The sequence below is a fragment of the Serratia sp. 121840015-1 genome (assembly GCF_053627655.1).
On record NZ_JBSEYF010000007.1, the window covers coordinates 110,256 to 124,101 of the forward strand.

A 13,846-nucleotide genomic window follows, 5' to 3' on the forward strand; every position below is an offset into this window, starting at 1 on the left:
ATTGCCGCTATCGTGCCGGTGAGAAAGCCTGACGGCATCATCCCGCCTGGGGATTAGCTGGGGAGGAGGATTGGGGCGTAGCTGGAATTGTGATCTCAGGCACTTTTTGACTCCCTTGCAACGATGCAAAAAAGCCCGCCAACGCGTGCGGCGAGCACTGAGAACGTTAACCATGACGTTAGCACAAGTATTCGCACTGCTGAAGTTTTGTCCATGGCCGGAAATGCGATCTGCAACCGCATCGCCGCGCGCCGGCGCCAAACGTAAAAAAGTGTGATCGATAGCAACTTAACTCCAAGCCGATGCGGAAGCTTGTTGCAATACGTTTAGGGTTGGCAGAAGTTAGGGGGAGCTATTAATTACGAACCATAAAATAATTAGCGCCACTCCAATCCCGGCGGGAACCGCGATTTATACCCTGGAATACTATGCTGATCCCATCAAAACTGAGCCGCCCGGTACGGCTGCAAAATACCGTGATCCGCGATCGCCTGCTGGCCAAACTGGCCAGCGCGGGCAACTATCGCCTGACACTGGTCAATTGCCCGGCGGGATACGGGAAAACCACGCTGATCGCCCAATGGGCGGCCGGCAAGGCCGATCTGGGCTGGTATTCCCTGGATGAGAGCGACAACCAGCCGGAGCGCTTCGCCAGCTACCTGATCGCCGCGCTGCAGCAGGCCAGCGGCGGCCGCTGCGTCAAGAGCGAGGCGCTGAGCCAGAAGCATCAGTACGCCAGCCTGTCGGCGCTGTTCGCCCAGCTGTTTATCGAGCTGGCCGACTGGCACCAGCCGCTGTACCTGGTGATCGACGACTACCACCTGATCACCAACGACGCCATCCACGAAGCCATGCGCTTTTTCCTGCGCCATCAGCCGGAAAACCTGACGCTGATCCTGCTCTCGCGCACCCTGCCGCCGCTCGGCATCGCCAATCTGCGGGTGCGCGATCAGCTGCTGGAAATGGGTACGCAGCAGCTGGCGTTTACCCATCAGGAAGCCAAACAGTTCTTCGACTGCCGCCTGGCGGCACCGATGGAACAGCAGGACAGCAGCCGCCTGTGCGACGAAGTCGAAGGCTGGGCCACCGCGCTGCAGCTGATCGCGCTGTCGGCCCGTCAGTCCGCCTCGTCGGCCCAGCTGTCGGCCAAGCGCCTGGCGGGGTTGAACGCCAGTCACCTGTCCGACTACCTGGTGGACGAAGTGCTGGATCACGTCGATGCCGATGCGCGCGCCTTCCTGCTGCGCTGTTCAGTGCTGCGCTCGATGAACGACGCGCTGATCGTGCGGCTGACCGGCGAAGACAACGGCCAGCAGCGGCTGGAGGAGCTGGAGCGCCAGGGGCTGTTTATCCACCGCATGGACGACACCGGCGAATGGTTCAACTTCCACCCGCTGTTCGCCTCTTTCCTGCGCCAGCGTTGCCAGTGGGAACTGGCACTGGAGCTGCCGGGGTTGCACCGCGCCGCCGCCGAAGGCTGGCTGGCGCTGGGATATCCGGCAGAGGCCATTCACCATGCGCTGGCGGCCAGCGACGTCAGCATGCTGCGCGATATCCTGCTGCAACACGCCTGGTCGCTGTTCCACCACAGCGAACTGGCCTTGCTGGAAGAGTGCCTCAACGCGCTGCCCTATGAGCGCCTGATCCAGAATCCCAAGCTGGCGCTGCTGCAGGCCTGGCTGGCGCAGAGCCAGCACCGCTACGGCGAGGTCAACACCCTGCTGGAACGCGCCGAGCGCACCATGCGCGAACAGAAAATCGAGATAGACCAAACGCTGCACGCCGAGTTCGACGCCTTGCGCGCCCAGGTGGCGATCAACGCCGGCAAACCGGAAGAGGCCGAACGGCTGGCGACCGAAGCGTTGAAATTCCTGCCGCTGTCCAGCTATTACAGCCGCATCGTCGCCACCTCGGTGACCGGCGAAGTGCACCACTGCAAGGGCGAGCTGGCGCGCGCGCTGCCGATGATGCAGCAAACCGAGCAGATGGCGCGTCGCCATCAGGCCAACCATTACGCGCTCTGGGCGCTGCTGCAGCAGAGCGAAATCCTCATCGCCCAGGGCTTCCTGCAGGCCGCTTACGAAACCCAGGACAAGGCGTTCGAACTGATCCGCGAGCAGCACCTGGAACAGCTGCCGATGCACGAGTTCCTGCTGCGCATTCGCGCGCAGATCCTGTGGTCGTGGTCGCGGCTGGACGAGGCGGAAGACGCGGCGCGCACCGGGCTGAAAATCCTGGCGAACTACCAGCCGCAGCAACAGCTGCAGTGCATCGCCATGCTGGCCAAATGCTCGCTGGCGCGCGGCGATCTGGACAATGCCAATACTCACCTGCAGCGCTGCGAAACCCTGCTGCACGGCGCCCACTACCATCGCGACTGGCTGACCAACACCGACAAGTCGCGGGTGATCCACTGGCAGATGACCGGCGACACCGCCGCCGCCGCCCAGTGGCTGCGCCACACCGAAAAGCCCGGCATGGCGGATAACCACTTCACGCAGGGCCAGTGGCGCAACATCGCGCGGGTGCAGATTCTGCTCGGCCAGTATGACGAGGCCGGCGTGGTGCTGGATGAACTGAACGAGAACGCCCGCCGGCTGCGGCTGGTGAGCGATCTCAACCGCAACCTGCTGCTCAGCAACCAGCTGTACTGGCTGCAAGAGCGCAAGGGCGAAGCGCAGCAGGCGTTGATCGAAGCGCTGTCGCTGGCCAACCGCACCGGCTTTATCAGCCATTTCGTCATCGAGGGCGAAGCGATGGCGCAGCAGTTGCGCCAGCTGATCCAGCTCAACACGCTGCCGGAGCTGGAACAGCATCGCGCCCAGCGCATCCTGCGCGACATCAACCAGCATCATCGGCACAAGTTCGCGCATTTTGACGAGAACTTCGTCGATAAGCTGCTGACCCACCCGCAGGTGCCGGAGCTGATCCGCACCAGCCCGCTCACCCAGCGCGAATGGCAGGTGCTGGGGCTGATCTATTCCGGCTACAGCAACGACCAGATCGCCGGCGAGCTGGACGTGGCGGCCACCACCATCAAGACGCACATCCGCAACCTGTACCAGAAGCTCGGCGTAGCCCATCGCCAGGAAGCGGTGCAGCAGGCGCAGCAGCTGTTGAAGATGATGGGTTACGGTGCCTGAGAGTCAGCGCTGGCCGTAATAGGCACCGGCGCCATGTTTGCGGCTGAAATGCTTTTCCAGCAGATAGTCATCGATCCGCCGTAGGCCGGGGTTAATATCCCGGCTGATCCACGCCATTTTCGCCACCTCCTCCAATACCACGGCGTTATGCACCGCCTCATCCGGCGTCCTTCCCCAACTGAACGGGCCATGCTGATACGCCAGGATACCGGGAACGTGCAACGGTTCACGCCCTTTCAGGGTTTCGATAATCACCCGACCGGTGTTCAGCTCATATTCCCGCGCCACCTCTTCCGCCGTCAGCCCGCGGGTACAAGGAATATCGCCGGAAAAATAGTCGGCGTGGGTGGTGCCGAGCACCGGTATCGCTTCCCCTGCCTGCGCCCAGGCGGTGGCATGGGTGGAGTGCGTATGCACCACACCGCCGAGTTGAGGGAATGCCCGGTACAGCGCCAAATGCGTCGGCGTATCGGACGAAGGCCGCAGTTGCCCCTCAACAACCTCACCTCGCACATTCACCACCACCATATCCTCAGCCCGCATCGTTTCATAAGGTACGCCGCTGGGTTTGATCACCACCAGCCCACTGGCCCGATCGATACCGCTGACATTGCCCCAGGTATAGGTCACCAGCCCGTGCTCAGGCAACGCCATATTGGCTCGGTACACCTGACTTTTCAGTTGCTCCAGCATGCTACCTCCTTATTTCCAACCCGGCCTCGACCATGCGTTCAACCACCCAGGCACGCGCCTCCCGCACCGCCCGCAGCGGATCGTTCGCTTTCTCGCTCCACATCTCGAGCAGATAGGGACCACGATAGCCGCTCGCAAGCAACGTTTCGAAACAGCGTACGAAATCCACTACGCCCTCGCCGAACGGTACATTCTTAAACTCCCCCGGCCGCGTATCCTTAACGTGTACCGCCACAATATGTCCGCGCCCGGCCATGAGCTCCATCGGCACATCGTTGTCCCAGGCAGACAAGTTGCCGATATCCGGGTACAGCTGAAACCACGGGTTATTCAGGTAGTGGGCATAGCCCAGCGCCTTGCTGATCGAGTTCATCAGCGGATAGTCCATGATTTCCATCGCCAGCATGACCTGTGCACAGCTGGCCATCTCTACCGCCTGCACCAATCCGGCGCGGAACCGGGCGCGGGTCTGCGCAGTAGACTGCTGGTAATAAACGTCATACCCGGCCAGTTGGATCACCCGGATGCCGGTATCCTGCGCCAGCCGAATAGCTTTTCGCACGATATCCAGTCCTCGGTCGCGCGTCGTGTCGTCTTCACTGCCCAACGGAAAACGCCGGTGGGCGCTGAGGCATAAAGAAGGCACGCGCACACCGCTCGCCGCAACGGCGCTAACCAACGCGAGCCGCTGTTCAACGCTCCAGTCCAGCCGCGCCAGGCGGCCGTCGCTTTCATCGATCGACATTTCAACGAAATCGAATCCCAACTCACCCGCCAGTTGCAGGCGCGTCAGCCAGTCCTCGCCCGGCGGCAACGCTTTCTCATAGATGCCCAACGGCACGGATTTGTGCAACATAACCGCTCCTCAGCCCCACCGCTGGGCGATGACACGTTTAAATTCCCGCGCCGCCGCGACCGGATCGGCGGCATCACGAATGCTGCGCCCGGCGATAAAGACATGGATGGGAATACCTTGGAACAGAGGCAAATCCTCCAGCGCCAGTCCGCCGGTGACCGTCACCTTAAAACCCATCTCGCTCAGGCGACGAACCGCGCGGATATCGTCATCGCTCCAGGATACCCCCGCCGCCTGCGCGTCACGGCTGCGGTGATACACCACCTGACCAATTCCCGCTTCACGCCACGCCTGCGCCTGTTCCCAGGTCCAGAACCCCGTCAGTTCTATCTGCACGTCACCACCGAACTCATGTGCCACCTGCAGCGCGCCCTTGGCCGTATTGATGTCAGCGCAGCAGATCACCGTGATCCAATCGGCATGCGCCTCGAAGCACATTCGCGCCAAAATCTGACCCGCATCGGCGATTTTTGCGTCCGCCAACACGATGCGATCCGGATACAGCGCTTTTAAATCGCGTATGGCTCGCACGCCTTCTGCCACGCACAAAATAGTGCCGACTTCGATGATGTCGACTTCGGCCGCGATCAGGCGAGTCGTGTCATAAGCCGCAGCCATGGACAGATTATCCAGCGCCACCTGCAACATCGGTAAATGCGTGTTCATTGTTTGTCCCCTTCAATTCGCCGCCGTAGACGTTTTGTCGATCAACGCCAATACCTCGCTCGCGTGGCGACAGGCCCGCAAGCGATCGAAATTCGCCTCATCTTCAAACAGGTTCACCACTTGCATGATCCCCTCCTCCTGATGCGTTTTGGCGTCCACCGCCGCCATGGTGATCAAGATGTCTATCGGATCGTTGTCCTCATCGCCGAAACACACCGGCGTCTTCAGGGTGACCAAGGCGAAGCCGGTTTTCAGCACCCCTTCCTCCGGCCGGCCGTGCGGCATCGCCAGGCCCGGCGCCAGCACGAAGTAAGGGCCGTGCCGTTCGACGCCGGCCAAAATGGCGTCGAAATAGCGGGGTTCCACCACGCCGGCGGCCACCAGCAGATCGACCCCCAGCCGCACCGCCTGGCGCCAGTCGGCAGCCTCCGCCTGCAGTTGGATAGCGTTATTCTGCGCCAACGAATCGCTCAGCTTCATGACTCGCTCCTCACTGCTTCAAATCTTGCGGAAAATGCGCGCCGATGACGTCCATCAGCTTCGGGCCGAAGTCCGCCGCCGAGAGCATATTGCGTACCCCGACCACGTATTTGTTGCCGCTGACGACGATTTCATCCGCGACATGGGTGGAAGCAATGATGATGTCAGCCCCATTCAACTCGGATTTGTATTCCCCCACCGCACAGCTGTTGACCGAATGATCCACACCTTGCTGCGTTAAAAATTGGTCGACTTTCATTTTCATGATCATGGAACTGCCTTGTCCGCAACCGCATACCGCCAGGATTCGTACCGTCATAATCTGCACTCCTATTAACGTGACGCCGATTCAACCGATTGTTTTTCAGCATCTTCTTCCGCACGCAGGGTGCGTCCGGCGAAGAACATGTACAGCAGGGCGATAACGATCACCACGCCCATAAACCACAGGCCCAGACTCAGCCCTTGCATCAGCGGCGGCGCCAGAATCGACCAGTCCGCCATGCCCATCCAGGCACTTAGCCCAGTCAGTTTGATGGCCCACACGCAGCCGAAGATCTCTATCATTCCCATCACCAGACAGATCTTCATCGCCGCGCGCCAGCCACCAAAGTGGTTAGCGAATACGCCGATGGTGGCGTTAGAAAAGAACATGGGAATGAAACCGGGAATAATCATGATGGAAGAGCCAAGCGCTAACAGTATGCCGACGGCGATCAGTTGGCCGATGGTGCCCCACATAAAACCCCACACCACGGCGTTGGGCGCGAAGCTATAAATGGCGGCACAGTCGATGGCCAGTACCGCGCCGGGGATCAGACGTTGGGAAATGCCGTTAAAGGCCTCGGTCAATTCGGCGACGAACATGCGCACGCCCTGCACGATGATGAAAATCGCCACCGCGAACATCAGCCCGGTTTGCAGGATATAGATGCTCCAGTGAGTTTTACCGGCCATCGCCTGCAGAGTGTCCAAGCCGAACGAGCACAGAATGATGCCGAAAAACAGCGTCATCACGATGGCGGTGGACACGATGTTGTCATGGAAAATGTTCAGCCATCCGGGCAGCTTCAGATCTTCTACGCTGTCCTCTTTTTTACCGAGATACGGTGCGGCCTTGTATGCCAGCCACGAAGCGAACTGCTGTTGGTGCCCAATGGAGAAACCGCTGTTTTCCGTTACCGCCTGCGTCGGTTTGAACATCATGTTGGAGGTGATGCCCCAGTACAGTGAAGCCAAGAGCGCACTGCACAATACCGTCGTCCACATGCCGTAACCCAGAATGTAGAAAAATACCGCGATCAACCCAACCTGCTGAAACATGATGTGGCCAGTGAGCATGATGGTGCGGATGCCGGTGATGCGCCTCAACAACACGTAGAGTATGTTCAGCGCCAATGCCAGCAAGACCGCGTAGCCGACCCAACTATAGGCGTCCCCCATACGTTCGATGGTGGCCATCATCGAGGCATAGGTATCTGAAATCGCCCCGTTGATGCCGTATACCTCGGACAACTTCGCCACAACGGGTTTGAACGTGCCGGTCAGGATGCCGGAGCCGGCCTGCAATAACATGAAACCGATAATGGTTTTGATCGTGCCTTTGATAATGACCGCCGCGCTTTTGCGCAGCAACGTGTAACCCAGCAGCGTAACCAGCCCCAACAGCAGCGGCGCATTGGTCATCACCTGGTTAAAAAAGACGGTGAAGATGGTGTAAAGAGTTTCCATACGGCTCTCCCGAAAAGGTTGGCATGCAGGTAACGCCTTCACCATACCAATCACAATAAATCACAAAAAGATCATTAATGATTATTTGTGAACAACCTCGCAAGTTAAAAATCAATTCCACTAACATTCAATGAATTAGACAACTTACATTTCATTACTCATTGAATTTAATAGCAGTTAATCAAACAAAAAGGAGATAGAAGGACGGCGCAGCACGTAAATCCGGCGGTGTTAACGTGTATTTCGATCGTTGTCAGTTGAAAAAAACGGTGCTAGATTCGATCAAAACAAATCACATAAAATCTTTAAATGATTATTTGTGATTGCATTATCACCGCCAACGAGGAACGACCCATGAGTAAAGTCAACGACATCACCCGCGAATCCTGGATATTGAACACCTTTCCCGAATGGGGCACCTGGCTGAACGAAGAGATAGAGCAGGAGAACGTCGCGCCCGGCACTTTCGCCATGTGGTGGCTGGGCTGCACCGGCATCTGGCTCAAGTCTGAAGAAGGCGCCAACCTGTGCGTCGATTTCTGGTGCGGCACCGGCAAGCAGAGTCACGGCAACCCGCTGATGAAAACCGGCCACCAAATGCAGCGCATGGCCGGGGTGCGTAAACTGCAACCGAACCTGCGCACCACCCCATTCGTGCTCGATCCGTTCGCCATTACCCAGCTCGACGCCGTGTTGGCCACGCACGATCACAACGATCATATCGATGTGAACGTAGCGGCGGCAGTGTTGCAGAACTGCGCCCCCACCGTCCCGTTTATCGGGCCGCAAAGCTGCGTAGATATCTGGATCGGCTGGGGCGTGCCGCCGGAGCGCTGCATCACCGTCAAACCTGGCGACGTGATAAAAATCAAAGACATTGAAATTCATGCGCTGGACGCCTTCGATCGCACGGCACTCATCACATTGCCGGTGGAACAAAAAGCGGCGGGCGTTCTGCCGGACGGCATGGACCTGCGGGCGGTCAACTACCTGTTCAAAACGCCGGGCGGCAACCTTTATCACAGCGGCGATTCCCACTACTCCAACTATTACGCCAAGCACGGCAACGATCATCAGATCGATGTCGCCCTCGGTTCCTACGGCGAGAACCCGCGCGGCATTACTGACAAGATGACCAGCGCAGACATCTTGCGCATGGCGGAATCGCTGAACGCCAAGGTCGTTATCCCCTTCCACCATGACATTTGGTCTAATTTCCAGGCAGATCCGCAGGAGATCCGCGTGTTGTGGGATATGAAAAAGGACCGGCTCAAGTACGGTTTCAAACCGTTTATCTGGCAGGTTGGCGGCAAGTTCATCTGGCCGCAGGACAAAGACAATCTGGAATATCACTACCCGCGCGGGTTCGATGATTGTTTCATCCAGGAACCCGACCTGCCCTTCAAGTCTTTCTTGTAATCAATCGGTGTTGCATACGGATGCGCGCTTTTGAACGGCAATGATTCAAATCGTCAAACGGCGCGCATATAATCGAAGGCAACGACGTTTTTTCTCTCCACGGAGCCCGCATGACAGAGTCCCAACGCCACAACGCTATTCTCGATCTCTTGCAGCGCAAGGGGCAAATCTCCGTGGCGGACGTCATCGCGGCGTTTGACATCTCTCCGGCCACCGCGCGCCGGGACATCAACAAGCTGAATGAAATCGGCAAATTGCGCAAAGTACGCAACGGCGCCGAAGCCACGCAAACTCCGCGCCCGGCCTGGACGCCGCTCAATATCCACCAAACCCAGCACCTCGATGAAAAAATGCGCATTGCGGCGGCCGCGTCACAGCTCTGTCAGCCGGGTGAAAGCGTGGTGATCAACTGCGGCTCCACCGCATTTCTGTTGGGCCGTGAAATTTGCGGCAAGCCGGTTCAGGTGATCACCAATTATCTGCCGCTAGCGAATTACCTGATCGATCAGGAACACGACAGCGTGGTGATCATGGGAGGCCAGTACAACAAAACCCAGTCGATTACTCTGGCGCCTCAGGAAGGCGACGCAACCCTGTACGCCGGGCACTGGATGTTCACCAGCGGTATCGGCCTCACCGCTGACGGTTTGTATAAAACCGATATGCTGACCGCGATGGCAGAACAGAAGATGCTCAACTATGTCGGTAAACTGGTGGTGCTGGTCGACAGCAGCAAAGTCGGCCAACGCGCCGGCATGCTGTTCAGCCGCACCGAGCAAATTGCCATGGTGATCACTGGCCGGGCCGCCGATCCGGCAATCGTTGAGCAACTGCGTCAGCAAGGCGTTGAAGTGCTGCTGGTGTGACAAAACCACAACCTTAATCTGGTCTTAAACGCCGCAGAGTTGGTTACAATAGCGGCGTCCCCCAATTACGAGGCAGTCAGCAGTATGGAACAGTTCGAAGCGATCAACGTTGAGCAGGCGTACACCCGCTGGAAAGAGGGCAGCGCCGCCCTGGTCGACATCCGCGATCCGCAAAGTTTTGAAGCCGGGCATACGCCGGGCGCCTTTCACCTCACCAACGCCACCCTGTCGGCCTTTATGCAACAAAATGACTTCGAGCGGCCGGTGATGGTGATGTGCTACCACGGCAACAGCAGCCGCAGCGCGGCTCAGTACCTGCTGCACCAGGGGTTCGACGCGGTCTACAGCATCGACGGCGGCTTCGAGGCCTGGGCCCGCCAGTATCCGCAAGACGTGGAAACCTCTGCCTGATTCCCGCCGCCCGCCGTGCGTCGGCGGGCTTCCCCTTCATTTTTGTGCGCGTTTTCGCGGGTTTTTCGCAGATCCGTTTGCCAGCGCTCAGGATTTCGACGTTATAATCGGCCGTCAGGGTCGCCGGCGAGCAAGCCGCGGCCAAAATCATTCACTTACGACGGAAGAGCAATGGTTAGAGTAATCGCCATATCCAACCCGCGCCTGGCGCTGGCCTTTGTCGACTATATGGCGACCCAGGGCATCCGGCTTGAGCTGCGCAACAGCGGCGAGGCGGCGGAAATCTGGCTGGCCGACGACGGCCACCTCGAACAGGTGCAACACGAGCTGCAGCAGTTTCTGGTCGATCCGCTCAACCGCCGTTATCAGGCCGCCAGCTGGCAGACCGGCCATACCGACGCCGGTCTGCACTATCAGAGCGAATCCTACCTGCACACCCTGCGCAGCAAGGCCGGGCCGCTGACGCTCGGCGTGATGGTGCTGTGCATCGCGATCTACATCCTGATGCAGGTGCTGGGCGACAACACCGTGATGTACTGGCTCTCCTGGCCGCAGGACAGCAGCCAATACACGCAGCTGTGGCGCTGGGTCAGCCATGCGTTCCTGCATTTCTCCCTGCTGCATATCCTGTTTAACCTGATGTGGTGGTGGTATCTCGGCGGCCAGATGGAAAAACGCCTCGGCGCCGGCAAGCTGTTCGTGCTGGCGGTGGTGTCGGCCTTCTTCAGCGGCTGGGCGCAATCGCTGTTCAGCGGCGCGCTGTTCGGCGGGCTGTCGGGCGTGGTCTATGCGCTGATGGGCTATGTGTGGCTGACGGGCGAACGGGCGCCGGAGCGCGGCCTGATGCTGCCGCGCGGGCTGATGGTGTTCTCGGTGCTGTGGCTGGTGGCCGGATATTTCGATATTTTAGGAATGTCGATCGCCAACGCGGCACACGTAGCCGGTTTAGTGTTAGGGTTATTGATGGCATTTTGGGATACGCGTCATCGCGCACACAACGAACAATAACAGCCGGGAGCTGTGCCCAGCGGGCACAGCGGGCGTTTTAGGGGATTATCGTGAAGCAAACACAGCGTCATGACGCAATTATCGAGCTGGTGCGCCTGCAGGGTTACGTCAGCACGGAAGAGCTGGTGGAACATTTTGACGTCAGCCCGCAAACGATTCGCCGCGATTTGAATGACCTGGCCGACCAGAACAAGATCCAGCGTCACCACGGCGGCGCGGCGCTGCCTTCCAGCTCGGTCAACGCTGCCTATAACGATCGCAAGGTGATGTGGTCGGAAGAGAAAGCCCGCATCGCGCAGCGCGTCGCCAGCCAGATCCCGGACGGCGCCACGCTGTTCATCGATATCGGCACCACGCCGGAAGCGGTGGCCCATGCGCTGATGAACCACAAGAACCTGCGCGTGGTCACCAACAACCTCAACGTCGCCACCCTGCTGACCGCCAAGGAAGACTTCCGCCTGATCCTGGCCGGCGGCGAAGTGCGCACCCGCGACGGCGGCATCATGGGCGAAGCCACCCTGGACTTCATCTCCCAATTCCGCCTCGATTACGGCATTCTCGGCATCAGCGGCATCGATATGGACGGCTCGCTGCTCGAATTCGACTATCACGAAGTGCGCACCAAACGCGCGATTATCGAAAATTCCCGCTGCGTGATGCTGGTCACCGACCACTCCAAATTCGGTCGCAACGCCATGGTCAACCTGGGTAACATGAATCTGATCGACTACCTGTTTACCGACCAGTTGCCGCCGCCGAGCGTGATGAAAATCATCGAACAGTACGACGTGCAGCTGGAGCTGTGCTGATCCGCTGTTAACCTGCGGGGCGCGCCGCCGCCCCGTTTCCTACCCCCCGCCCTCTTCATCGACAGCCGTTTGCGCGCTCGCGCCATATCCACATCATTTATGTGACTATCATCACCAAACTGTTACCTCTATCACGCCTAAATGTTTTTGTTTGGTTAAGTCTTGGCTTGCTTGTTGGTTTTTGATTACAATCATGAGCGAAAACGAACATGAAAGAGCTATTTCGAACATCTGGAGGAAGATGACGTGGAAACCAAAGACTTGATCGTTATCGGTGGCGGCATCAACGGTGCCGGCATCGCGGCGGATGCTGCCGGGCGCGGGCTGTCGGTACTGCTACTGGAAGCGCAAGACTTGGCCTGTGCTACGTCTTCCGCCAGTTCCAAACTGATCCACGGTGGCCTGCGCTACCTGGAACACTACGAATTCCGTCTGGTGAGCGAAGCGCTGGCCGAGCGTGAAGTGCTGCTGAAGCTGGCGCCGCACATCGCGTTCCCGATGCGTTTCCGCCTGCCGCACCAGCCGCACCTGCGTCCGGCCTGGATGATCCGTATCGGCCTGTTCCTGTACGATCACCTGGGCAAACGCACCAGCCTGCCGGGCAGCAAGGGCTTGCGCTTTGGACCAGAGTCGGTGCTGAAGCCTGAACTGAAGCGCGGTTTCGAATATTCCGACTGCTGGGTCGACGATGCTCGCCTGGTGGTGCTGAACGCGCAGGAAGTGGAAAAACGCGGCGGCGAAGTGCGCACCCGCACCAAAGTGACCCGCGCATGGCGTGAAAACGGCCTGTGGATGGTGGAAGCGGTCGATATCGACAGCGGCAAAACCTTCACCTGGCGCGCCAAAGGCCTGGTGAACGCCACCGGCCCGTGGGTGAAAAACTTCTTCGACGACGGCCTGAAGCTGAAATCGCCTTACGGCATCCGCCTGATCAAAGGCAGCCACATCGTGGTGCCACGCGTGCACGATCAGCCGCAGTCTTACATTCTGCAGAACGAAGACCACCGCATCGTGTTCGTGATCCCGTGGAATGACGAGTTCTCCATCATCGGCACCACCGACGTGGAGTACAAAGGCGATCCGAAGGACGTGAAGATCGACGAGAACGAAATCGCTTATCTGCTGAAAGTGTACAACGATCACTTCAAGAAGCAGCTGGGCCGCGACGACATCGTCTGGACATACTCCGGCGTGCGTCCGCTGTGCGACGACGAATCCGATTCGCCGCAGGCGATCACCCGCGATTACACGCTGGACGTGCACGACGAGCAAGGCAAGGCGCCGCTGCTGTCGGTCTTCGGCGGCAAGTTGACCACCTACCGCAAGCTGGCCGAGCACGCGATGGAAAAACTGGCCCACTACTACCCAGGCTGCGGCCCGGCGTGGACCAAAAACGCCACGCTGCCAGGCGGTGACATCGGCGGCGATCGCGACGGCTACGCAGCCAAACTGCGCCGTGCGCACGGCTGGCTGCCGGAAGCCCTGGCGCGCCGCTATGCCCGCACCTACGGCAGCCAGAGCGAGCTGATCCTGGCCGGCGCCAACGGCCTCGGCGATCTGGGCGAAGATTTCGGCCACGGTCTGTATGAAGCCGAACTGCGCTACCTGACCGACAAAGAGTGGGTCGTAGAGCTGGACGACGCCATCTGGCGCCGCACCAAGCTGGGTATGTGGCTGGACGACGCGCAACAGGCGCGGGTGAAAGCCTGGCTGGCGGAACACGCGAAAACGAAAGCGCTGTCTCTGGCTTCCTGAGCCGCAGCG

The 13,846-nt window shown here is 59.2% G+C and carries 13 protein-coding genes; 7 read left to right on the forward strand and 6 right to left on the reverse strand.

The genetic code is table 11. From position 1 onward, the window contains the following. Window positions 1-428: 428 nt before the first annotated feature. Window positions 429-3,143, forward strand: coding sequence for an HTH-type transcriptional regulator MalT (gene malT, locus ACUXAC_RS23615; RefSeq protein WP_060424501.1), 2,715 nt, complete (start codon window positions 429-431; stop codon window positions 3,141-3,143). 3 nt (window positions 3,144-3,146) lie between these two features. On the opposite strand, the gene ACUXAC_RS23620 is transcribed toward malT, so the two are convergent. Genes ACUXAC_RS23620 through ulaA form a run of 6 tightly spaced genes read right to left on the reverse strand, consistent with a single transcriptional unit; the run spans window position 3,147 to window position 7,569 of the window. Beyond that, window positions 3,147-3,833 carry an L-ribulose-5-phosphate 4-epimerase gene (locus ACUXAC_RS23620; RefSeq protein ID WP_060424600.1) on the reverse strand — a complete coding sequence of 229 codons (687 nt, stop codon included), beginning with the start codon at window positions 3,831-3,833 and terminating at the stop codon, window positions 3,147-3,149. 4 nt (window positions 3,834-3,837) lie between these two features. After that, window positions 3,838-4,692 carry an L-ribulose-5-phosphate 3-epimerase gene (locus ACUXAC_RS23625; RefSeq protein WP_387445133.1) on the reverse strand — a complete coding sequence of 285 codons (855 nt, stop codon included), beginning with the start codon at window positions 4,690-4,692 and terminating at the stop codon, window positions 3,838-3,840. A 9-nt stretch (window positions 4,693-4,701) separates the two neighbouring features. Further along, window positions 4,702-5,358: a 3-keto-L-gulonate-6-phosphate decarboxylase UlaD gene (locus ACUXAC_RS23630; protein ID WP_070913845.1), complete on the reverse strand. Its 657-nt coding sequence runs from the start codon at window positions 5,356-5,358 to the stop codon at window positions 4,702-4,704. A gap of 12 nt (window positions 5,359-5,370) precedes the next feature. Further along, window positions 5,371-5,838 carry a PTS ascorbate transporter subunit IIA gene (ulaC, locus tag ACUXAC_RS23635; protein ID WP_387445135.1) on the reverse strand — a complete coding sequence of 156 codons (468 nt, stop codon included), beginning with the start codon at window positions 5,836-5,838 and terminating at the stop codon, window positions 5,371-5,373. A gap of 10 nt (window positions 5,839-5,848) precedes the next feature. Then, window positions 5,849-6,157 (reverse strand): PTS ascorbate transporter subunit IIB, encoded by a 309-nt coding sequence (ulaB, locus tag ACUXAC_RS23640; RefSeq protein ID WP_047729673.1) that lies wholly within the window; start codon window positions 6,155-6,157, stop codon window positions 5,849-5,851. 14 nt (window positions 6,158-6,171) lie between these two features. After that, window positions 6,172-7,569 (reverse strand): PTS ascorbate transporter subunit IIC, encoded by a 1,398-nt coding sequence (ulaA, locus tag ACUXAC_RS23645; protein WP_060424498.1) that lies wholly within the window; start codon window positions 7,567-7,569, stop codon window positions 6,172-6,174. Window positions 7,570-7,923: 354 nt separating this feature from the next. Between ulaA and ulaG the strand changes: the two genes are divergently transcribed. From ulaG to glpD, 6 genes are all read left to right on the forward strand, one after another. Beyond that, a complete protein-coding gene (gene ulaG / locus ACUXAC_RS23650) occupies window positions 7,924-8,988 on the forward strand; it encodes an L-ascorbate 6-phosphate lactonase (protein ID WP_060424495.1) in 1,065 nt (354 codons plus the stop codon). A 110-nt stretch (window positions 8,989-9,098) separates the two neighbouring features. After that, window positions 9,099-9,854 carry an HTH-type transcriptional regulator UlaR gene (gene ulaR / locus ACUXAC_RS23655; RefSeq protein WP_454266897.1) on the forward strand — a complete coding sequence of 252 codons (756 nt, stop codon included), beginning with the start codon at window positions 9,099-9,101 and terminating at the stop codon, window positions 9,852-9,854. A gap of 84 nt (window positions 9,855-9,938) precedes the next feature. Then, window positions 9,939-10,265 carry a thiosulfate sulfurtransferase GlpE gene (gene glpE / locus ACUXAC_RS23660; RefSeq protein WP_004930790.1) on the forward strand — a complete coding sequence of 109 codons (327 nt, stop codon included), beginning with the start codon at window positions 9,939-9,941 and terminating at the stop codon, window positions 10,263-10,265. Window positions 10,266-10,436: 171 nt separating this feature from the next. Continuing rightward, window positions 10,437-11,273 carry a rhomboid family intramembrane serine protease GlpG gene (gene glpG, locus ACUXAC_RS23665; RefSeq protein WP_336948365.1) on the forward strand — a complete coding sequence of 279 codons (837 nt, stop codon included), beginning with the start codon at window positions 10,437-10,439 and terminating at the stop codon, window positions 11,271-11,273. A gap of 50 nt (window positions 11,274-11,323) precedes the next feature. Continuing rightward, window positions 11,324-12,082 carry a DeoR/GlpR family transcriptional regulator gene (locus ACUXAC_RS23670; protein ID WP_004930797.1) on the forward strand — a complete coding sequence of 253 codons (759 nt, stop codon included), beginning with the start codon at window positions 11,324-11,326 and terminating at the stop codon, window positions 12,080-12,082. Between the two features lie 246 nt (window positions 12,083-12,328). Continuing rightward, window positions 12,329-13,837: a glycerol-3-phosphate dehydrogenase gene (gene glpD, locus ACUXAC_RS23675; RefSeq protein ID WP_049202828.1), complete on the forward strand. Its 1,509-nt coding sequence runs from the start codon at window positions 12,329-12,331 to the stop codon at window positions 13,835-13,837. The last annotated feature ends 9 nt before the right edge of the window (window positions 13,838-13,846 follow it).